Source organism: Leptospirales bacterium, assembly GCA_019694655.1.
Classification (GTDB): domain Bacteria; phylum Spirochaetota; class Leptospiria; order Leptospirales; family Leptonemataceae; genus SSF53.
The window spans coordinates 629,538-649,399 of sequence record JAIBBN010000001.1 but is presented as its reverse complement, the minus strand read 5'-3'; the positions used below and the strand labels follow the sequence as shown (position 1 = coordinate 649,399).

Sequence of the window (19,862 nt, the reverse complement as noted above, 5' to 3'; positions counted from 1 at the left end):
CGCGCCAGCGCTACGCGCTCCGGCCAGCGCGCGCCTGCCTCAAATGCGGCTGCTGCAGAAGCTCCCTGGCATGGGCCAGAACGGTCTGACTGGCGCCATCGCTGCCAAGCATTCGCGCCATTTCGCGGATTCGCTCCTCGCCTTCCAGACGCAGCATTTGCGATTGTGTCCGCCCGGCATTCTCGCTTTTCCAGAGGCGGTAGTGATGCGAAGCCACGCTGGCAATCTGATGCAGGTGCGTAACCACCAGCGCCTGCCCGCCCTCGGCAAGCATCCGCAGACGCTGGCCGATCGCATGTGCTATTTCCCCGCCTACGCCGGCGTCGACTTCGTCAAAGACAACGCTGGGGGTGGGTCGGTGTGCAAAGAAGATCGTTTTCAGCGCCAGTGTGATGCGCGAAAGTTCGCCGCCGCTGGCGACCTTGCGCAAGGGATGCAGATTCTCGCCCGCATTGGCGGAGAGCAGAAATTCAACGCGATCCAGACCCTTTTCGCAGACCACAAAACGTCCGCGTCCGAGCGCCGATTGCGATTCTCCTTCGCCAGGCGACTCGCCGGCGGAAGCCACCTCGCGGCGTATCGATATAACAATCCGCGCCCCCGGCATTCCCAGCAGGCCAAGTTCCTGGGCCAGTTGCTCCTCCAGTGCGGGCGCCACCGAGCGACGGCGCAGTGAAAGCTCTTCGCACAGTTCAAGCAGCTCGGACTCGACGACGCCCAGTTCCGCCTTCATCAGCGCCAGATCCTCGGCGCTGATCTCTATGGCCGCGAGTTCGCGCAGGTAGCGATCGCGCGTTTCCAGCAAGGCGCTTGTGCTTCCGCCATATTTCTTTTGCAAGCGCTGGTAGTGCGCCAGGCGCTCCTCAATGTCCTCCAGGCGCTCCGGTGAAAATTGCAGCCGTTCACGCATGGCGCGCAAGAAATCGGCAATTGCCTCCAGGTTGTAGCGGGCCTCAGCGGCGACAGCCACACGTTCCTGCAATTCCGGCAGAATTGCAAGGTGGGCGCTGAGCGCTGATTCCACGCGTACCAGCAGGTCAATCGCCGAGGCGTCCCGCTCCCGCAGATCTTCATAGGCCTGGCAGAGATCGCGAAAGAGCTTGCCGCTGTTTTGAATCAAGGCTCGCTCGTTTTGCAATTCATCGAATTGGCCGGCGCGCGGATCAAGTTCGTCGATTTCGCCAATGGCAAATTTTAGAAATTCAATGCGTTGCTGGCGTTCGCCTGCCTCGAGGGCATTGGAACGCAGACGATTGCGCAGCAGGCTGTAGCGTTGAAAGCGCTCCGCCACCTGATCGCGCAAATCGGCAACCGCGGCAAAAAGATCCAGGCTTTCCAGATGGGTTTCGGGATCCAGAATGCGCTGGTGCTCGTGCTGGCCGTGGATTTCCACCAGACGGCTGCTGAAGTTGCGCAAGACGGAGAGCGAGGTATTCTGTCCGTTGATGGCAACCCGGGAGCGCCCATCGGCGCTGATTTCCCGTCGCAGTTCAAGTGCGCCGTCGCGTGGCGGAAAACCGCGCGCCTGCAAATCATGGCGCAGGTCCGGAAGTCGGCTCAGGTCGAACAAAGCATGAACGCAGGCCCGCGCGGCGCCGTTGCGCACCAGGCCCCCTCCGGCCTTTCCGCCCAGTACCGCTTCGATGGCCGTGAGCAGCAGAGTCTTGCCGGCGCCGGTTTCACCGGTGATGACGTTCAAGCCGCGGCCAGGTCTGATACGCAGCTCTTCAATGATTCCAAAATTCTCGATTCTGAGTTCCTGGAGCATGACGCCAGAATATACTATACATACGTTACGCAACTATAAATTTACGCATTCGGGGAAAGATCTCTGGCGGCGGGACAGTAGCAGGCGAGGCGCGACACTCATTTGACAGGGCGCATCGGTTGTCGGCGCCTGCATCGTGCGCCAGGGGATCGCCCAAAGCTTGCTCGACTGGCGCGCCCGGCGTCGCAGTCAGCTCAACCAGAGCTTTCTATTTTCAAGCGCCGAATACCGGCTGGAATTCTTTCGTCCGCGCCGACGCTGGATTCTGCTGCGACTTGGCCTGGCGGCGCTGGGCTTTGCGCTGCTGGAAGTCGCCTCCCCGCTGGCCGCGCGGGGGCTCGAAATTCTCTACGCGACGCTGCAGTTTTCAGAGGTATTTCAGATCGATCCGCCGGGGGCCTGGCTGACGCTCTGGGCCGCGCGGTTGATCCTGGCCCTGCTCTATGCCAGCTTCGTCGCGCCTGTGGTTGCCGGCGAAATCTCCTGCTGGCGCCTCTGTGTCTGCCTTGTAGCCCAACGCCAGGAATTGTTCCTGTTTGATGGCGGATTTCTGCGCCGTCGACTGCAGAGCCTTCGACTGCAGGATGTCCAGCGGCGCAGCGTAACCCAGACCTGGCTGCAACGATGGCTGAAGGAAGGCGACGTGACGCTGCAATGCGACGGCTTTCTCTACCAGCTGCGCAGGATCTACCAGCCCGGCGAATTGCTGCGCCGACTGCAGCCATGAAGGATCGACATTTTGCGGCGCTTGCTGCTTTGCTGGCCTGCGCTTACGCCCTCCTGCAACTGCGCTATCTGCAGAGCTTCCTGGACTACGATCAGTTTGTCTATCTCAGGAACATGCTGGCGAGCTACCGTCTTCCCTTTTATAATCCACACCACCTGCACTTTGAGATGGGCGGCGTCTGGTTTCACAAGCTGCTGCAGACATGGACTGCGCAGAGCGTGTTTGACGACTTTACGTTTCACCAGCGCTTGCGTTCCATACTTGCTGCAACTTGCGGCGTTTTTTTCAGCGCCCTCTACCTGCGCCGGGCGTGCCAATCGGCTGCCATGGCTTTGCTGGGAGCAGCCTGTGGAGCGATGGCCCACGGCTATCTGCATTATGCGGCCAAGGTAGACACTGCTATTTTTCCGGTGGCGTGGCTGCCGCTATGCCTGTGGCATGCAGATCGTCTCTATCGTAATGAAAGCCATACTTTTCTGGGCGCCGCTTTCCTTGGGCTGCTGCTGGCCATCGGCGCACTGCTGCACCAGGCGCTGCTGCTGGCAGCGCCGGCGCTGCTGCTGGCCTGGCTGGCCCCGCTGCCAGCAAGGCTTCGCTGGCGGGCGCTGAGCATTGAGCGCTGCAATGCCGACAACACTCTGAACATCCGCTGGCGGCGTCGATTGCTGGCGGCAGCGCTCAGCGCCTTCTGCCTGCTGGCTGGAGTCTCTGGCGCCTACTACTGCGCCGGACGCATCCACTACAACCTGCCGCTGGACCAGCCCAACATTGCACAGGTGCGCGGTACAACCTGGAACGGCTACACTCTGCAAACCTGGTTCTTTGCTTACCTGAACAAGGAGAGTCCCTTTCGTCCGCAGCAGTGGAACTGGCGGCCATTGATGATGGCCCGCGGCTTCAGCGATGCGCTGCTTTCTCCGCCCGGACCGCTGCCGCGCTACCGGCGAGAGGGTCCGGCGCCTTTTGCATTTGCAGCGCCGCTCGATCGGCAACGCCTGCCCTACAATCTGCTGGCAATCTTCACGCTGCTCGTAGCAGCCTTGCAACTGCTGCTGTGGCGCAGCTGCTGGCGGCGCTTTGGGCGCAGCTGGCTGGCGCTCTGCTTGCTGCTGCCTTCATTCCTGTTTTTCGCGGGCGCCATCGAACCATTTTACTTTGAGTTCTGGCTGCTCTTTTGCGCCGTCGCAATCTGGATCAGCGCCCTCTGCCTTGCCTGCCTTCAAGAACTGGCGCGCAAATTGCGACTCGGCGCGCTGAGCGCCGCGCCCGGCGCTGCGTTGCTGGCGGCCGCGCTCCTTCTATCCATCCACAACCTGCGCTACTCGCTTCTGCCGCACGCCGGAGCAATCTACAGCGAAGGCCTCGATCGACGACGGCCCGAACAAGTGCGCTACTTCAGCTCCGAAGCGATTTACCGAATGCGTCGAAGCGATCACATCCGCGCCTTTGGGCCGACGCCCGGCCAGGATCGCTGAATTGCGGTGCGCCCCTTTTCCTGGCTGACGCCGCTCTGCCCTCAGCGACAACGGTCCTGATCCGCTCAAGCATGGAACAGAATAGACCACAGGAATCCAAACGACTGCGACGCATGCGCACAGTGGTGGAAGTTGCCATCGTATTCTCGCTCTTGACCATGGCCCTTGGTCCGCTGGTGCGCGCTGAAGACGCTGGTCTGGCCTGCCCGGATTGGCCGCTTTGCCACGGCAAGGTAGCGCCCTGGGGCCGCGACTACAAGGTGGCCCTTGAGGTGGTGCACCGCTATTTCGGCTTTTTCTCCGGGCTGGCCATGCTCGCCGCGCTGAGCCTCACGTTGCGCTGGCCAGAGATTCGCCGGCGTTTGCTGTGGCCGATGATTCTGGCCACGATTCATTTTCTCCTGCAGGTTCTACTGGGAATGTGGACGATCACCGAGCAGCTCGACGCTTACGTGGTCAAATCGCATCTGCTGAATGCCGTTCTCTTTCTGGCCTACCTGGTCTACTGTCGACAGAAGCTCTTGCGCCTGCTTCGACCGGAGGCGGCAGGAGTTGGCGACCGGCTGTCGATGATCGCCGCCGGCATTTTTGTCGGCGCAGTGTTCATCCAGATTTTTCTGGGCGGCCGCGTCAGCGCCAATCAAGCCGGTCTGGTTTGCCCGGCCTTCCCGGCCTGTTACTATGAGGATGTAGCCCGCGGCGATGGCGGGGTAACGCAAACTCCAGTCTATTTGCCGCCCATGATTGGCGCAACGGAAAAGCATCTCAGCCATCGCTTTGGCGCCTACGCCTTGCTGATCCTGGCTATTGTACTCATTGTCCAGTCGGAATGGCGCCGCTGGCCGCCGCGACAGGCCAAAATGGCGTGGTTTATACTCAGCGCGATCCTGCTGCAAATTCTGATCGGGGCCTTGAATGTATTGCACTATGTGCCGGTAACGATCACCGTGCTGCACTCGATTGTCGCCTATATCATTTTCCTTGGAGCCTGGATGCTCTGGTTGGAGATGCGCCTTGAACGAAGCCCGGCTTGATCTGCGCGCGTTCTACCGGCTGCTCAAGCCGGGACTTGGACTGTCGATTCTGATAACTGTGGCCCCTGGATTGCTGCTGGGCGCGCGCATTCCCTCCCTGCAGACCATTATCCTGACGATGCTGGGAACCTACCTCACGGCGCTATCCTCCTTTGTTTACAACCAGATCCTTGAAGTTCGAACGGATGCGCTGATGGAACGCACCAGGCTGCGCCCGTTGCCGGCTGGCTTGATTGCGCGCGAGGCGGCTTATGTGCTTGGTTCGACAATGCTCGGACTGGGACTGGCAATACTCTGGACTTTTGTGCATCCGCTGGCTGCGATCATTGCCGTCGGTTCATTCTTTTACTATGTATTCATCTACACCTGGCTGCTCAAGCCGCGAACGTCCTTGAACACGGTACTGGGCGGCGTCGCCGGCGCAGTTGGCCCGCTGATTGGCGAGGCCGCCGCCCGCGGAACCATCAGCATCAACGGCCTCTACCTGTTCTTGCTGCTGTTCATCTGGCAGCCGCCTCATTTCTGGTGTCTTGGTCTGCGTTATCGCGAGGATTACGAGCGCGCGGGCTTCCCGATCCTTCCGGTTGCGCGCGGTCCGCAGGCTACGCTGCGCCAGATGCGCATCTATCAGTTCGCTCTCTTGCTGGTCATACTGCTGGGCTGGATTCCAATGCAAATTGCCGGACCGATATTTGCGATTCCCTCGTTGCTGGTCGGCGGCCTGACTCTCATCTTGATGTTTCGACTGCGGCCGGCAGGCGGACCGGCGCCGCTGGGCGTATTTTTTGTTACCATCACTCACATGCTGGTATGGCACCTGGCCATGGCCATTGAACTCTTTCTGCGTCTGCAGCGTCTGTCGGGCTGAAACGAAATTCAGACGCCAGGAGCTTTTCTGGGCGCCCTGCATTCTGGCCCTTCGTTTTTGACGGCGACTTGCCTGCTTTTCAGGCGCCGGAGGCCTCCAGGTTCAGGCACGCATTTTGCTTGGATCTTACCAGGGACGCGCCCTAAAGACTGCGCTGGCGCAGTCGCCGTGGAGGAATGGCATGTTGATCTACGCTCAACCCTATCAGCGCAATACAGGCCGGCTCAATGTCAGACTCTCGCGCAATGAAAACGGCGACTATCTGCTGACCGCCGAAAATATGCACGATGCGCCGGAGATCCTCTACCGGCTTTGCGCGGTGCTCTACCACCACGGCTGGGATATCCTGCACGCCGACATCTGCACCCTGTCCAATCTGCAGATTCAGGACCGATTTGTGATACGACCTGGCGCCTCCGTTGGCAAGATCGACGACCTGAAGATCGAACACATGATGGATGACTTCGAACGCTTGTTGTTCGAGCGCATCTCCGTGCTGGACTATTTGCAAAGCCGCGGCGACGCGCCGCAACGCAACGCCAGCGGCGGCGGACTGGTGGAATTTGATCTGGATGATTCCCTGCCGCGCATCACTGTCCACGGCCGCGACCGTCGCGGCCTGCTGCTGGCCCTGGCGCAAATTCTATCGATGATGGAGATTGATATTCTCGAAGCGCTGATTGACACCGCGGCCGATGGGCAGGTCCGCAATACCTTTGTGGTCAATCCCAGCGATAAGCGCTTTCGCGGCCTCCACTTCCGGGATAAGCTCAGCGACGCCTTGCGGCAACTTCTCTAGCGCGCCTGGAAGGAACGCTGAATCTGCTGCACCGCCTGATGCTCAGGCGCGATTTGCAGCGCACGCTCCAAAAGAGAGCTGGCGCGACGGGAATCGCCGCAGCGTCGACAGGAATCGGCCAGCAATGCCAGCGCCGCTCCATCCAGCGGTCGACGCAAACGCAGCCGCTCGCCCAGCTCCACTGCCAGCTGGAAGTCGCCGGCCAGACGGGCCGCCTGTGAGGCGCGATAGAGAGCGTCGCTATCGGCAGGCTGCATTTGCAGCGCCGCCATTGCGTGCTGCAACGCCTCCTTGCCCTGGCGCAAGCGCAGCGCACAATCGGCGGCGATCAGCAGAGCCTCGCGCGGCAAATCCAGCCCGGATTTTCGAGCCGATTGCAGCGCTTCGGCGGCTGCCGCAAAGTCGCGAAGCTGCCACAAGCGTCGCGCTTCGGCAATCGCTTTCGTCCAGCTGTCGTCGAATGTCGTCCGCGATGCTGCGCTCCAATCTTCACAATAGCTCAAGCGCAGCAGCGTCAGATCGTCGGTCAGAATGCCGCGCCGCACCAGCCCATCGTGAATGCCGCGCAAATCCCCGCCTGCTTCGGCAACAATCTGCCGAAACAGATCCATGTCCTCATTGATGATGCGTCGACCTTGTTCGTCGTTGGCGATATGCAAATCATCGCGTCCGTCGGAGCCCATGATCAAGATATCATCCGGTTCCAGGGCGAAGGTCGCCACCATCGGCGCCAGATCGGCGTGCTCAACCCCCAGCTTGCGCAACAGCTGGCTTTCCAGTCCAAGGTACTCGACGACGCCCTTGCGCAGCAGCGCCGGCCGCGGATGCTCGGCATTGATATAGTAGAAAGCGCCGCTGCGTTGCTCGGTGAGCGATAGGAAGGCGGAGACCAGCATCCTACCGTCGAAAGAAACAAAGATATCTTGAAGTTCAAGAAGGCAATCCATCAGCCAGCGCTCCGGCGACTTGCGCTGGTAGTCCGCGTGGTGCTGGGTGCGCATGATCATCGACTTGAAGGCCGTGCCCAGCACCAGCGCGCCGCCTGCGCCTTGAATGGACTTGCCCATTGCGTCGGCGTTGATGGCCGCCGTATAGCGCTGGCCGCCGAGGCTGATATCATGGGCGGCGCACAGATCGCCGCCAATCTCAGCCTGCCAGTGACGGAAACGAAAGCGCTTCTTCTGCCGCACCAGGAACTCGACGCGGACGCGCGGGTCGATGGCCGTATTTTCGCCAAGCGGCTGCAGAAGCAGCGAGGTTAGAAAGTAGTCCCCGTCTTGCTGGACCTTGAGCGAATTCACTTCAGAGAGCGTTTCCTGCAGCTGTCTGGTGCGATCAGCGACTTTCTTTTCCAGATTCTGGTTCAGGTCCTCGACTTCACGGTGCAGACGCAGAAAACGATTGGATAGTATAATGGCGACCATGAAGATGAAGGCGCTGAACAGGTAGCCAAAGATCGGACGCATGGCAAGGACGCCAAAGGATATCAGTTGATCGGTCAAGACGCCGACAAACAGAGCGATGAAGCCGCCCAGCATCAAACGGGCGTCGCTGTCGCCGCGGACCGCCTTGAAAACCAGGATCGATGCCATGGCAATATTCAAGAGCGGCCAGGCAACCGGCACGATCAGGACGCTCTGCACTTTCCACCAGGCGTCGGGATCGTCATTCAGCAGCGTGTAGCCAAGCGCCGCGGCGCAAAGCAGCGACCCCGCAATCGCGCCGCCGTCCAGCCAGCGACGGAATTGCCAGACGCGCAAATCAAAGTAGCTGCGTAAGAAGAGATAGAACAGCGGACCAAGCGTATACAAGCAGACGAATTCGGCGCGTTTCAAGCTCAGAAAACTCAAGCCGCTCTGGTATTTGATCTGCTCCTTGAGCAGCTGGAAAACTACCACCGTGAAGCAAAAGAGCGCGAACAAAAAGTTTTCGCGCTCCTGGCGGCGACGCACAAACAAGAAAAGAAAGTAGAGTCCAACAACAAAGTAAGCGACTGCAAAGGAAATGACGAGCAGCAAACGCCGCTGGCTGGCCTGGTAAATCAGCTCCGTCGGACCAAATTGCAAGCCGCCCTGATCGAAACCGACATACGCTGCATTGTAGCCCTGGATATGCACCAGCAAGGTGTTGATCTGTCCGCCGCGAACCAGCGATTCGGGAATCGCATAGGTTCGCTCGCGATCGTAGGCGGAGGCAACGCGCGCCCCCCACGCTCCGCTCTGCCCGATGAGCGTTCCGTTCCAGTAAACTCGGTCGCGATCATTGATACGACTCAAATGAATTGAGAGTTGTGGCGCCGGACCTGCCGGCAAAAGGATTTCACGTCGCAGCCAGAGTTCGGGCAAGGCCTGGTCTTTTATCTCACTGGCCAGTTCGGCGTAGTCGCTGGCGTAAGACGGCACCCGAAAAGGATGCCAGCCGTCCTCCGGGAAAAGCGAGTCGGTCAGATCAGCCGGCGGCGTCGCACGGACCAGCCAGTCTGCGCCGACTCCAGCGCTGTCCAGATCAAGCGTATGACGGTAGTTGGAAAGCAGCGCCGGCGCGGGGCGATTCGACGGACTGCCTGGCGCCGCAAACAGTGCGCCTGCCGTCAGCAGCTGGGCAATGCCAGCAACCAGCTTGAGCCTTCGCATGCCAGATTCCCGGAAGCGCCGCCAAGACTGGCAATGACTTTACTGATGGTTCTGCAAGCGGCAAGGCTTGACGCATCAGCTTCGAGGTTCAACTTCGTCGCGATTCGATTTTGGACGACTGCTTCGAAATATGGTTACAGAATACTTGAACGCCTTTTTGATCAGCCTGGATGGTCCGCCAGCGTACCTGGCAATCTTTGGCAGTCTATTGGCTTCGGGCCTTGGCGTGCCAGTTCCAGAAGATGTCAGTCTCTTTGCGGCGGCGCTGCTTGCCTACTACGGCAAAGCGGATGTGCACCTGATGGTAGCAGTATCCTTTGCCGGCGTAATGATTGGCGACTCCTTTGTTTTCTGGATGGGCGCGCGCTACGGGCAGCGCCTTCTGACCATTCCCTTTTTTCGCAAGCTGCTGCATCCAGAGCGCTTTGCGCGCGTACAGGAAAGCTTTCACAAGCACGGTCAGAAGATTCTTTTTGCTGCGCGCTTCATGCCCGGGCTGCGCACCCCGACCTTCTTTTCCGCAGGCATGATGGGCATTCCCTACTGGCGCCTCTTGCTTTACGATGGCGGCGCGGCAACCATCAGCGTGCCTGCCATTGTCTATATTGTCTGGATATTTGGCGACCAATTCCACCAGGTGATCCAGCGCGTAAAAACTGCGGAGTCATTTATCATTGGCGCTGTGATTCTGGCAGCGCTCTTTTTTGTCCTTCGAGCCTGGCGCAAAGCGCGCGCCGAAAAGCAGCAAAAATCAAGCGACGTCTCGCAGTAGCTCCGCCGCCAGAATAGCGACATCATCCTCGCGCGGCGCGCTTCCGGCAAAGCTGCGCACCTGTTCCAGCAGCGCATCGACCATCCGTTCGAGGTCGACTGCCGCCAGGGCCGCAGCGCTGCGCGCCACGCGCTGCTCGCCAAATAGTTCGCGAGCGGCATTGAATTGCTCGAAGAGCCCATCGGAAAAGAGCAGCAGACGGTCTCCGGGCTGCAGGGGGTACTGTCGGGCGCCATAGGCGGCATCGGAGCTTACGCCCACTATGATGCCCGTCTTTTCCAGCGCAATGGTCTGTTCCCCGCGCAGCAAGAGCTGCGTGGGATGACCGGCGGAAAGGAAGTTCAACTGTCTTTGCTTTAGATCAATGTCCGCCAGGACACAGGTAAAGAAGGCCCCCAGCGCGGCGAATTTTTGTCGGTAGTTCTCATTCAAGGCGGCCAGCAGGGCCTCGGGGGACTGCTCGCTGCGTTTCAGACTTTCGTATTCGCCCTTGATGGCCATGGTAATCAGCGCCGCCCGCACGCCGTGGCCTGTAGCATCGGCCAGGAAAAGCCGGTATCGATCCGGCCCGATCTTACAGATATCATAGAGGTCCCCGCCTACCTCGGCCTGCGGATGATAGCGGACCGCAAACTGAATGCCGGGATCGCTGACCGGCGCCGGCAGGGTTTGCTCCTGAATCTTCCGCGCCAGGTTCATGTCGCGGCGAATTCCTTCCAGGGCGTCCTGCAATTCGCGCGTCTTTTCCTGTACCATTTCTTCCAGTCGTGCAGCGTAACCCTGCAGCTGACTTCTGGCTTCGCGCACCGAGTGTACCATTCCGTTGAAAGAGCCGGTGACGCGGCCAATTTCGTCGCGAGCGCTAACGGCAATGTGAACGCCCAGATCGCCGCGATCCACGCGCCGCACTCCCTCCAGCAGACGCATCAGCGGCGACAGCAGGCCGCGTTGAAAGAAGGCCGGAGTGATCAGCAACGCCGCCGCCGCGGCCAGCAGCAGCGCCACAATAAAGCGCATCGCCGGCCGATGTTCATATTCTTCGCGCAGATCCACATAACGCAGGCCCGCCTCGCAGAGCTCCGGGCGACAGCGCCGGTCGTCCGGCGCACAATGCGAGGGACAGGCGACAGCGCCGGCCAGATAGATCTGCCGCGGGTCGTTCCAATCGGCAGAGACATAGCAGTATTGCTGGGCGCAGGGAAGTCGCGGCGGAAGCAGCTGTCGGGCGTCGCCAAACAAAAGACGACCGTCGGCGGCGCGCCGAGCATAGTCAGGCAGCGTCCGCTCGTTGCCGTCGCGCCAGAATGCCAGCGGCGTACTGGCAAAACGATCGCTGATGCGCTGGGCGCTGGCGCGTTCGTAGTCGGGCGAAAGAAAATAGAAAAGTCCACAGGTCAAAAAAGCCAGCAGGGCCAGCATGATCGACGAAAGCCGGGCGCGCAGCGTTGAGGGGATGGCCGCATTGTTGAAGTAGGCGTCAAAGGCAAAGAGCGCAATGCCAATGCAGCCCATGGAGAGCAAGAAGCGGTAGCTGCTTACGCCCAGCAAACCTTGCAGGTAGGCCACATAGGCGACGACCAACGAAAGTTGCGCGGCGCTGATCCAGGCGAAGTAGCGCAAACTGCGGGCGCGCGTCACCGCGCCGCTGAGTCTGGCGCTGCGTGCGCGACGGACAAAAACTACCAGGGAGCAGGCGATGCCCAGCAATTGCAAGATTCCCGAGACGGCGGTGGCCGCGGATTGGCCCTGCAGACGATAGACTCCCCATTCAGAATGGAAGACGACAGGGAAAGCGTGCATCTCCGCCAGGGTCCAGGCGTAGTCAAGCAAGGCGATCAGTAGAAAGATGCGCGGCAGCCAGCGCGCTTCGACGCTACGCATTCGAAAGGGATAAGCGTAGGCAAAGCGAAGCCAGAAAACCGGCGCCAGAACAAAAATGCTGTGGACATGGACAGAGTAGGCGGCGCGCGGATCAAGCCAGGAAAGATACGCCACCCAGCCCGCCGACCAGATGGCAATGATTGCAAAGTAGAGAACCAGGCTGCGCGTCGATTGCCTGGCGCTGCGCTGCGAACTCAGCAGGTAAGCGCAAAAATAGACAGCAAGCAGAAAGACAGCAAAGAAATAGACGGCGTGACGGCTGAACAGTAGCACAAGGGATCTCGGCATGGAGCCTGATGCGCGCCGCCCATACTGGCAATACCAATTCGGCCAGAAGAAGCCGGCGCGCGCTCAGGGAACATAGACCAGGTCCAGCGGTCGCAGACCAACATTGATCGGCGCCGGCGTGATCGGACGGTCGCCGCTGTTGGTGTCAAAGAGGACCACGCCAGGGCTGGCAAAACTGGCGATGGCCGCTGCCAGTACGCCGCTATCGGTCAAAAGCAAGCCGGCTACGTAGCCGCCAGTGGACGGGAAATAGGCCAGCTGACTGACAAATTGCCCGTTGGAGGGATTGAAGCGCTGGATGGAATGCGAGAAGTCGGCGTAGGACACCAGCGCATAGCCCTGTTGATCGTTGCTGATTGCAACGTCAACGATGTCGCCGCCTGCCGCGCTTTCGGAGTACAGCAATTGGGGAAAAAAGCTGCGCGTTGAAAGATCAAATGCGACCACGCCGCCATCCAGGCGAAAGTTGAAGCCAAAATAACCCGGCGCAGCAACATAGAGTACGGGTCGACCCTGCAGCTGGGCGCGACGGAGCTTGCTGAAGGGATTGAGCGCCGGCATTCGGTACTCGGCAACCGGCATCAAACTGGCGGCGTCAATCTCCACCAGCGAAGAGTAATCGGTTGGGGGTCGGACAAATACGGGATCATTCTGGTTGAGACGCTGCACGCTTACAAACAGGCGGCCTGCCTCGTAGTACAGAGAATCCAGTTCGGGAATGCCATCAAAGGGATCGGCAAAGGCGGCCAGCGAGATGCGCGAGAGGATCAGACCGGCGGAGGGATGAACCGCCAGCACCTCGCTGCTTCGATACAGCGAAACAAAGGCAAGCGAAGGCGAGACTACGGCGATATCATGCGGATTGGCCCCCGCGCCGACGGAGAACTCCGCCTCGGTTTGGTAGAAGAGCGCCGGATTCAGCACCTGAATATTGTCGCGATTGAGCCGGTTCACAATGTAGACGCGACCATCGAAGGAGCGAGCCACCGCGTCGGAATGAATGGAAGTGAAGCCGGGCAGCGGAGCGCCCTCCAGGGTCATTGTTGAAAAGCGTCCGGCCGCGCCCAGATCGCTGGAGACCACGCCAATGCGATTGCCGCCCGCGCCGCCCGCCAGAAAATCAAAGAGCGTAGGCGGCGGAATGTCGCTCAATGGCCCGCAGCCAGGCAAGATCGATGACAGAAACAGCAGGCTGCAAAGCGGCAGCCTGCGGCGCAGATCAAAAGCGATACTGTAGCGAAGCATAGTAACTCCTTCCGGGCAGCGGATAGTTGACCAGATCGGCAACGCGCGTATTTTGAACATTGCGCACCTCGAAGTTGGCCAGCAGTTCTTCCTTTTCCTGGGCTGCGCCCAGAATCGACCAGCCGAGGACAAAGTTGTAAATCCAGCGGCCGGGCAGATAGCTGAAGGGCTCGTTGGTGCGATCGCGATACACGGCGCCAACAAAGGTCGCCTCCAGCGTAATTTCAAAGGGCGAAGGCAAAAGCGTAAGTCCGCTTTGCAGTTCGTGCAGCGGCCGCAGCGGCAGGTATTTGCCGCGCAGATAAGCTACCGAGCTGGCATTGATGGCGCGCTGATACGTATAGTTTGCATAGAATCGAAAGCTTTCCTTGCGCTCGATACGCAGCGAGGACTCCAGTCCGCGGAAGTCCGCGGCATCCACATTCTCGGCGCGCAGGCTGAACTGCGAATTGGGCGTCAGCAAGATCAGGTCGCGCACGCTGCGGTGGAAAGCGGCGACCGAAAGCTCGGCCAGCCAGAGGCTCTGCTGCCATTGTACAAAGGGCCCCAGCTCCGCGCTGCGCGACTGCTCCGGGCGAAGCGTCGCATTGCCCAGAATGCTGCCGCGTTCGCCAAAAAGTTCAAGGAACAGCGGCATCCTTCGACCGCGCTCCGCCGCGCCGCGCAGCTCAACACGCAGCGCCTCTCCGCGCCAGAGGGCCAGTGCTGCGCCCAGACGCAGGCTGTCGTATTCCAGCTTGCGTCGTTCGGCGCCAATTGGATTGAGGTTGCGGATATTCTGGGCGGCGTCCTGAAAACGGTCCAGCGTGCGACGCCACTCGTAGGCCGGCGTCAAGCGCAGCCTGGCATTGAAGAATTCGAAGAGGTCCTCCAGGCGAGCAAGGCTCGTATGCCGGGTGCGCGTCGGAAATTTTTGCAGTCGCTGATCGTAACGGTTGCGCTGGTCGGCATGGTAGATCTCGCGTTCGATCGATAAGTACAACTTTATTGTTTGGTAGTATTCAGGAAGGTAGAGCCAGGGCTCCACAATCCAGCCGAAATGCTGTAGCCGCGCTTCGCTTCCGCCGCCGGGTCCGGCAATTTCCTGCTGCGGGTCCTCAAAGTCCGTCTGGTATTCCGTATAATAGAGGCGACTTTGCAGTCGCAGGGCCTCCAGTCCCAGTCCGCGCCAGTCGGCGGCCAGGCCGCTGGTATTGCGAAAGGAGGCGAGGTTGGCCGCCGTGGTCTGAGCGCTGGCCGGGCCCGGCGCGCCGTTCTTGCGGTAGCTCAGATCGTTCAGCGCCGTCCACTGTGCGCCGAGGGCATCAAAGCCCAGATTGATAGTTGCATACAGCGAACGATAGCCGGCATTGCGGCGCTGGTCTTCAAAATCATCGAAGTAGTTCAGGTTGGGGGTGCCATTGTCATTGTGGAAGGGGTAGTCCTGGTCGGAACGGGCCACACGCGCCGAGGCCGCGTAACGCAGCGTTTCGCCGCCCCAGGCGCCGCCAGCCAGCGCGTAGCTGCCAAAGGAACCGCCCTCGGCGCGCAAACGGCCGCCCGATACGCCGCCGGCATGGCGCGTAACCAGATTCACAGCGCCGCCAATGGGCGAGCCGGGATATTCGCCGCCGCGAAAAACCTCGACGCGTTCGAAAGCGTCCAGGTTGAAGTCGGCCAGATTCACCTCGCCGCTGACGGCGTTATTGAGCGGAATGCCATCTATGTAGAAGTTTACTTGATTGGGATTGGCGCCGCGAATGGAAAGCGTCTCGTAGGCGCCCTCGCCGCCATAGCGTCGCACGCGCAGACCGGCCTGACCATCGAGAGCCTCGCCCAGGCTGGCGTGGGCGCGACGCACCTGATCGGTTTCGATGACGGTCGCAGCCGAGGAACGCAGCTGCGGATCGTCATCGCTGCGCGGCGCCGTAACTTCAACTGGATCGGTAAGCGTCGAGTCTTCGGCCAGCGCCAGACCTGGCAAAGCCAGAAGCAGGCCAAGACTGGCAAGCCACACGAATGATTGCGATTGCATCTCCCCTCTGTTGCGAGCGAACTGCCCGGAAATCTCCCGGGCCCCCTCGCCTGCTAAGAGCGCGAGATGCGGCGCGTCTGTACGCGAGACGCGATCCGCGGGGAAGATCTGGCTACGACGCCGAATAGAACGGCATCTTACAGTTGCGCGTCAGCGGGGGAATTGCCAGCCATGCCGGCGCACCCCACTTCCTCCCTGGAGATGTCGCCAACGCTGTTGGCAGCGCCCTTGCAGTCAAGCGCGTGCAGCGGTCTACAGCTCTATTTGCACCGGGCCTGCCAGGCGAAGGCGGCGCGCGCCCAGCTGCAGGCGATAAGCGCGCACTTCGACTCCGGCCGCAGCTGCAAGACGCAATGCGCGAGCGTAGGCCGGATCAATTGTTTCCGCCGCACGCAGCAAACGACCATCGCTGCGTTGAATCAAGAACAGCAAGATGGCGCGCGCCCCGCGAGCGTGCAAGGCGCTCATTTCACTCAGGTGCCTTCGAGCGCGCGCGCTGGGCGCATCCGGAAAGTAATATACGCCGCCCTCGCACATTGAGACGCTCTTTACTTCGAGGTAGCACGGTCGGCCATTGAGTCGCAAAGCAAAGTCCAGTCGACTGTGCGCCGATACCTGCACCTCGCTCTTCAGCATGGTCACAGCGCCCAGTTCCCTGAGGCGCCCCTGCTGCAAGGCCTCGCGCACGGCAAAATTTGCCTGGTGTGTTTTGACGCCAATCCAGCATCGGCCGTTGTGCACTTGCTCCAGCGTGTAGCGCAACTTGCGCTTTGAATTTGGGCCGCTATCTGAGATGCGTGCGCGCCAGCCTTCGCCCAGGCAGGTGCGCATGCTGCCAGGGTTAGCACAAAAAACCGTTTGCGTGCTTCCATCCGGCAGGCGCACATCGGCCAGAAAGCGTTTGTAGCGCCGCAAGAGCAGCGCTTCGGTCAAAGGCGCGGAGTAGTACACAAGACAGGACGCGGAGAATCAAGCGCGGCGCCAATCGCTTCGCGATTGACCGGACGCTGCAATCTCTTGCTCTGCGCCATGCAGGCCCCGGTAGCGCTGGTAGACGACGATCCTTCCATCGTTGGCTTGATCACGCGCCTGCTGGAGAGCCGCTACCGCAACCTGCCCATCCTGCAACTGGGAACGCTTGGCGAGGCGCGTCGTCATCTGCTGGAGCTTGATCCGGCGCCCTGCTTGCTGATTCTTGACTGGACGCTGCCTGACGGCGAAGGGGTGTCGCTGCTGCGCGAGCTGAAGGCTAACACACGCGGACGACTGATGCCAGTAATCATGCTGACGGCGCACAGCGAGGCGGAGTTTGTTCGCCAGGGAATTGCCGCCGGCGCCTTTTACTATCTGACCAAGCCGGTGCAGCCGCCGCTGCTGCTGGCCACGGTCGGCGCCGCCTTTGATCAATTTCGCGCCCTGCAACAATCGGCGGAAGAGATTGATGAACTGCGTATGGCAGTGTTGGATATGGAACGCGGCGAGTTTCGGGTGCAGAGACCGCCAGAAGCGCTGCGCCTCAGTCGCTGGTTGAGTCATCTGGAAAGCGATCCGGCGCGACTGCGCTTTGGCTTAATGGAGCTGCTCACCAACGCCATTGAACACGGCAACCTGGAGATCAGCTACCAGCAAAAGAGTTCGCTGCTGCGCAGCAACGAACTGGATGACTTTCTGCAGGCGCGACTGGAGGAAGCGCCTTACAGTCAGCGCTACGCAACGCTGCGATTCTGGCGCGAGGGTCCCAATAAGCTTTTCGAAATCGAGGATATGGGTCAGGGATTCGACCATCGCCCCTACCTGACGCTCTCTGCCGACCGCGCCTTTGATCTGCACGGCCGCGGCATTGCCCTGGCCCGCGAGCACTCCTTTGCCGCTCTGGATTACCAGGGCGCCGGCAATATCGTTCGCGCCACAAGTCTGGGCGGCGGCCAGCCGCTCGCAGCAAGCGACGCCCTTTAGCCCAAGAGCGCTGGCAATATACTAGAACAGATTGAGCATGCGCTGGAGCAACCTGGCAGGCGAGCCCGGATCGGTCACGATGGCGGCGACAATGCCAGTGATGGCCCCGCCAAAATGCGCTTCGTGACTGATGCCGTCGCCGCCGCGCTTCATCATGTAGTAGGTCAGCGCCAGATAAAGCAACGCATAGATCGGCCCCGGAATGGGCAGCGGAACGAACATGAAATAGATATTCATCTGGGGCTGAAACAATATCGAAGCGAAGATAATGCCGCTGACCGCGCCGCTGGCCCCCAGACAACTGTAGCGCGGATCTTTGTGACGTACAATATAAACCAGAATCGAGCCGCCCACGCCTGCCACCAGGTAGAGAATGACGGCGGCGATATCGCCCATCGCCTGCGCCGTCAGCGGAGCAAAAAAATAGAAGGAAAGCATATTGAACACAAAGTGCGCCCAGTTGGCATGGGTGAACATGGACAGAAAGACGCCTTCCCAGTTGCGCCCCTGCGCCGTTTCATAGGGAATGAACAAGGCGCGTCGGTCGCCGCGCTGCAGGGCCTCGAAGCCCCAGAGCGTGATGCCAAGGTTCACAGCGATGATCAAGAGCGTGGAAATCATTGGCGCAAATTTCAGCGGCGTCGTGCGCCTGTCAAGACGGCGCGAGGTGCAGGCTGTGAGGACTCAGGAAACGCGACGCCAGTAGATGCGCGGCCCCTCTGGCTGACGCACGATGCGCACAGTGCAGGCGGCCTGGGGATCGGGCGCCGCATCGACGCCGCCGCCCAGGGCATACTCGCGCAGCTCGGCGGCGTTGCTGGAAAACTGCAGCTCCAGGGTCTCGCCGTCTGCGGCAAATTGCATCTGGTAAGAGAGCGATTCCAGCTGCGCCACATCCAGCAGCCAGCGCGGACGTTGGGCGGAGAGTTCGGCGGCCAGAAAGGAAACAAAGGGAGCGCCACAAAGCGGCAGCTCGGCAAAACCTGCGGCATTTTCGGCGGCAAAGCGGCGAATCAAGGCATCCAGTTCAACGGCGCCCAGCAGGGCGCGCAATGCCGGGAATTGTTCGGCCAGGCTGCGACCAATGGCGCGCTGCGCGCCATTGATGTAAATCTGCAGCCGACGGCGCAACTCTTCGTCGGAAAGCCCGGCGCCAAGCGCGCTGCGCAGCTCGGGCGAAATGTTGCGCAGCGCCAGGGGCGCATCCACGGACGAGATCAGCGCCATGAATTCGCGTTGAAAATCATCAAGCCGCATGCTCAACCATCAGGGCGCGCGCCTGTTGCAATTCGCCAAGCAGCTCCTCAAGCGGCGGCAGGTTCTGATCGCGCTCCAGGCACAGGGGCCGCGGACCAATGCGCTCAAGGGCCGCTTGCCAGAGCTTCCAGACCGCGCCGTCCACGGGCGCTCCATGGCTATCGACGAGCAGTCCGTCAAGATCCTGATAGCCGGCGATATGATACATGGCAACTGAAGCGGCGTCCAGACAGTCCAGAATCTGCCGCGGATCCTCGCCAAAATTGTGGAAATTCACAAACAAATTATTGATATCCAACAACAATCGGGCGCCGCTGCGCCGGGCGCAGGCTGCCAGGAATTGGCCCTCGCCCATTTCGCCCACGGGCCGCAGACAGGCGCTGACATTCTCCAGGATCAGGGGCGCGCCCAGCCACTCCTGGGCCTGGGCCACGCGGCCGCTTACGCGCTTTAGACTCTCTTCCGTAGCCGGCAGCGGCAACAGTTCATGGCTGAAGCGTCCGGCGGCCGCCGTCCAGCAGAGGTGCGCCGATACTTGCGTCGCCTGCAGGCGGCGCATCATGTCGGCGATGCGCAGCAGGCGTTCGCGGTCCAGAGGCATGGCCCCGCCAATATCCAGACCCGTGCAGTGAAAGGCCAGGTTGTAACGCTGGCGCAGTTCATCCAGCGCCAGCCATTGTCGACGTTCGCCGTCGGCAAAATTGTCGATCAGAATCTCCAGCCACTGCGGACGACGTTCATCGCCCTCGTCCGCCAGTTGCAAAAGTTCATCAAAGTATTCGGAGCGAAAGCCCAGGCCAACGCCGCTGAGGGCCACGGCCGTAACAATCCTTAGATCACGCGCCCGCCAGCAATCTTTTCGCAAAGACCCTTGGGTACGCTGATCCATTCGCCGGCAACATTGTCGGCGCTTGCCTGGCCGGAACAGCTGTGGGCGCTGGTGCTGCAGTCGTTCTTTCCGGCGCGCGCTACGCCGGCGCAGCGTTCTGTACCCTGCCACTCGCTGGCCTCGGGATGGCCGCCGTTTGAGGGAGAACAAAAGGCAAGACTTCCGCCAAGTGCGCTGCTGACCAGCGCCGCCGCTGCCACCCGTTTGGTCCAATTGCTCGATCCTGCCATCGTTTCCTCCAGCCCGCGCAATGCGG

Annotated in this window: 17 protein-coding genes; 7 read left to right on the top strand and 10 right to left on the bottom strand. The window is 60.6% G+C overall.

Annotated features, from left to right (window positions below):
* Positions 1-10: 10 nt before the first annotated feature.
* Positions 11-1,768 (bottom strand): DNA repair protein RecN, encoded by a 1,758-nt coding sequence (gene recN / locus K1X75_03070; GenBank protein MBX7057021.1) that lies wholly within the window; start codon positions 1,766-1,768, stop codon positions 11-13.
* A 160-nt stretch (positions 1,769-1,928) separates the two neighbouring features.
* Here recN and K1X75_03065 point away from each other — a divergent pair, with 160 nt between their 5' ends.
* From K1X75_03065 to K1X75_03045, 5 genes are all read left to right on the top strand, one after another.
* Positions 1,929-2,495 (top strand): hypothetical protein, encoded by a 567-nt coding sequence (locus tag K1X75_03065; protein ID MBX7057020.1) that lies wholly within the window; start codon positions 1,929-1,931, stop codon positions 2,493-2,495.
* Entirely contained in the window at positions 2,492-3,970 is a 1,479-nt protein-coding gene (locus tag K1X75_03060) for a hypothetical protein (GenBank protein ID MBX7057019.1), read from the top strand. Before K1X75_03065 ends, K1X75_03060 begins: the two co-directional genes overlap by 4 nt.
* Positions 3,971-4,041: 71 nt before the next feature.
* The gene (locus K1X75_03055) at positions 4,042-5,004 is read left to right on the top strand and encodes a COX15/CtaA family protein (protein MBX7057018.1); all 963 of its coding nucleotides are present in this window, start codon (positions 4,042-4,044) and stop codon (positions 5,002-5,004) included.
* On the top strand, positions 4,985-5,872 hold the full coding sequence (gene cyoE, locus K1X75_03050) for a heme o synthase (protein MBX7057017.1): 888 nt from the start codon (positions 4,985-4,987) through the stop codon (positions 5,870-5,872). Before K1X75_03055 ends, cyoE begins: the two co-directional genes overlap by 20 nt.
* 181 nt (positions 5,873-6,053) lie before the next feature.
* A complete protein-coding gene (locus tag K1X75_03045) occupies positions 6,054-6,671 on the top strand; it encodes a hypothetical protein (protein MBX7057016.1) in 618 nt (205 codons plus the stop codon).
* Here the strand turns inward: K1X75_03045 and K1X75_03040 are convergent.
* On the bottom strand, positions 6,668-9,304 hold the full coding sequence (locus K1X75_03040) for a SpoIIE family protein phosphatase (protein MBX7057015.1): 2,637 nt from the start codon (positions 9,302-9,304) through the stop codon (positions 6,668-6,670). The genes K1X75_03045 and K1X75_03040 overlap by 4 nt on opposite strands.
* 130 nt (positions 9,305-9,434) lie before the next feature.
* Here K1X75_03040 and K1X75_03035 point away from each other — a divergent pair, with 130 nt between their 5' ends.
* Positions 9,435-10,076: a DedA family protein gene (locus tag K1X75_03035; GenBank protein MBX7057014.1), complete on the top strand. Its 642-nt coding sequence runs from the start codon at positions 9,435-9,437 to the stop codon at positions 10,074-10,076.
* On the opposite strand, the gene K1X75_03030 is transcribed toward K1X75_03035, so the two are convergent.
* The 4 genes from K1X75_03030 to sfsA form a co-directional block, all read right to left on the bottom strand.
* Positions 10,056-12,245, bottom strand: coding sequence for a SpoIIE family protein phosphatase (locus K1X75_03030; GenBank protein ID MBX7057013.1), 2,190 nt, complete (start codon positions 12,243-12,245; stop codon positions 10,056-10,058). The genes K1X75_03035 and K1X75_03030 overlap by 21 nt on opposite strands.
* A 63-nt stretch (positions 12,246-12,308) precedes the next feature.
* Positions 12,309-13,490, bottom strand: a complete 1,182-nt coding sequence (locus K1X75_03025; GenBank protein MBX7057012.1) for a hypothetical protein — start codon at positions 13,488-13,490, stop codon at positions 12,309-12,311.
* Positions 13,465-15,486 (bottom strand): TonB-dependent receptor plug domain-containing protein, encoded by a 2,022-nt coding sequence (locus tag K1X75_03020; protein MBX7057011.1) that lies wholly within the window; start codon positions 15,484-15,486, stop codon positions 13,465-13,467. The genes K1X75_03025 and K1X75_03020 overlap by 26 nt, the downstream gene beginning before the upstream one ends.
* Positions 15,487-15,756: 270 nt before the next feature.
* On the bottom strand, positions 15,757-16,455 hold the full coding sequence (sfsA, locus tag K1X75_03015; GenBank protein ID MBX7057010.1) for a DNA/RNA nuclease SfsA: 699 nt from the start codon (positions 16,453-16,455) through the stop codon (positions 15,757-15,759).
* A 45-nt stretch (positions 16,456-16,500) separates the two neighbouring features.
* Here sfsA and K1X75_03010 point away from each other — a divergent pair, with 45 nt between their 5' ends.
* Positions 16,501-17,460 (top strand): response regulator, encoded by a 960-nt coding sequence (locus K1X75_03010; GenBank protein ID MBX7057009.1) that lies wholly within the window; start codon positions 16,501-16,503, stop codon positions 17,458-17,460.
* 21 nt (positions 17,461-17,481) lie between these two features.
* Here the strand turns inward: K1X75_03010 and K1X75_03005 are convergent, their stop codons facing one another.
* The 4 genes from K1X75_03005 to K1X75_02990 all read right to left on the bottom strand — a co-directional run bounded on the left by K1X75_03005 (position 17,482) and on the right by K1X75_02990 (position 19,836).
* A complete protein-coding gene (locus tag K1X75_03005; GenBank protein ID MBX7057008.1) occupies positions 17,482-18,081 on the bottom strand; it encodes a rhomboid family intramembrane serine protease in 600 nt (199 codons plus the stop codon).
* 63 nt (positions 18,082-18,144) lie between these two features.
* Positions 18,145-18,717 (bottom strand): DNA-binding domain-containing protein, encoded by a 573-nt coding sequence (locus K1X75_03000; protein MBX7057007.1) that lies wholly within the window; start codon positions 18,715-18,717, stop codon positions 18,145-18,147.
* The gene (locus tag K1X75_02995) at positions 18,707-19,534 is read right to left on the bottom strand and encodes a DUF692 domain-containing protein (protein ID MBX7057006.1); all 828 of its coding nucleotides are present in this window, start codon (positions 19,532-19,534) and stop codon (positions 18,707-18,709) included. The genes K1X75_03000 and K1X75_02995 overlap by 11 nt, the downstream gene beginning before the upstream one ends.
* Before the next feature lie 14 nt (positions 19,535-19,548).
* Entirely contained in the window at positions 19,549-19,836 is a 288-nt protein-coding gene (locus K1X75_02990; GenBank protein MBX7057005.1) for a DUF2282 domain-containing protein, read from the bottom strand.
* Between the last annotated feature and the right edge of the window lie 26 nt (positions 19,837-19,862).

What these genes read in the sequence shown, in the direction of transcription:
- recN (MBX7057021.1), bottom strand. Translation starts at nt 1,768, where the DNA reads ATGCTCCAGGAACTCAGAATCGAGAATTTTGGAATCATTGAAGAGCTG.
- K1X75_03045 (MBX7057016.1), top strand. Translation starts at nt 6,054, where the DNA reads ATGTTGATCTACGCTCAACCCTATCAGCGCAATACAGGCCGGCTCAAT.
- K1X75_03060 (MBX7057019.1), top strand. Translation starts at nt 2,492, where the DNA reads ATGAAGGATCGACATTTTGCGGCGCTTGCTGCTTTGCTGGCCTGCGCT.
- K1X75_03055 (MBX7057018.1), top strand. Translation starts at nt 4,042, where the DNA reads ATGGAACAGAATAGACCACAGGAATCCAAACGACTGCGACGCATGCGC.
- K1X75_03040 (MBX7057015.1), bottom strand. Translation starts at nt 9,304, where the DNA reads ATGCGAAGGCTCAAGCTGGTTGCTGGCATTGCCCAGCTGCTGACGGCA.
- K1X75_03035 (MBX7057014.1), top strand. Translation starts at nt 9,435, where the DNA reads ATGGTTACAGAATACTTGAACGCCTTTTTGATCAGCCTGGATGGTCCG.
- K1X75_03025 (MBX7057012.1), bottom strand. Translation starts at nt 13,490, where the DNA reads ATGCTTCGCTACAGTATCGCTTTTGATCTGCGCCGCAGGCTGCCGCTT.
- K1X75_02990 (MBX7057005.1), bottom strand. Translation starts at nt 19,836, where the DNA reads ATGGCAGGATCGAGCAATTGGACCAAACGGGTGGCAGCGGCGGCGCTG.
- K1X75_03030 (MBX7057013.1), bottom strand. Translation starts at nt 12,245, where the DNA reads ATGCCGAGATCCCTTGTGCTACTGTTCAGCCGTCACGCCGTCTATTTC.
- K1X75_03000 (MBX7057007.1), bottom strand. Translation starts at nt 18,717, where the DNA reads ATGCGGCTTGATGATTTTCAACGCGAATTCATGGCGCTGATCTCGTCC.
- K1X75_03005 (MBX7057008.1), bottom strand. Translation starts at nt 18,081, where the DNA reads ATGATTTCCACGCTCTTGATCATCGCTGTGAACCTTGGCATCACGCTC.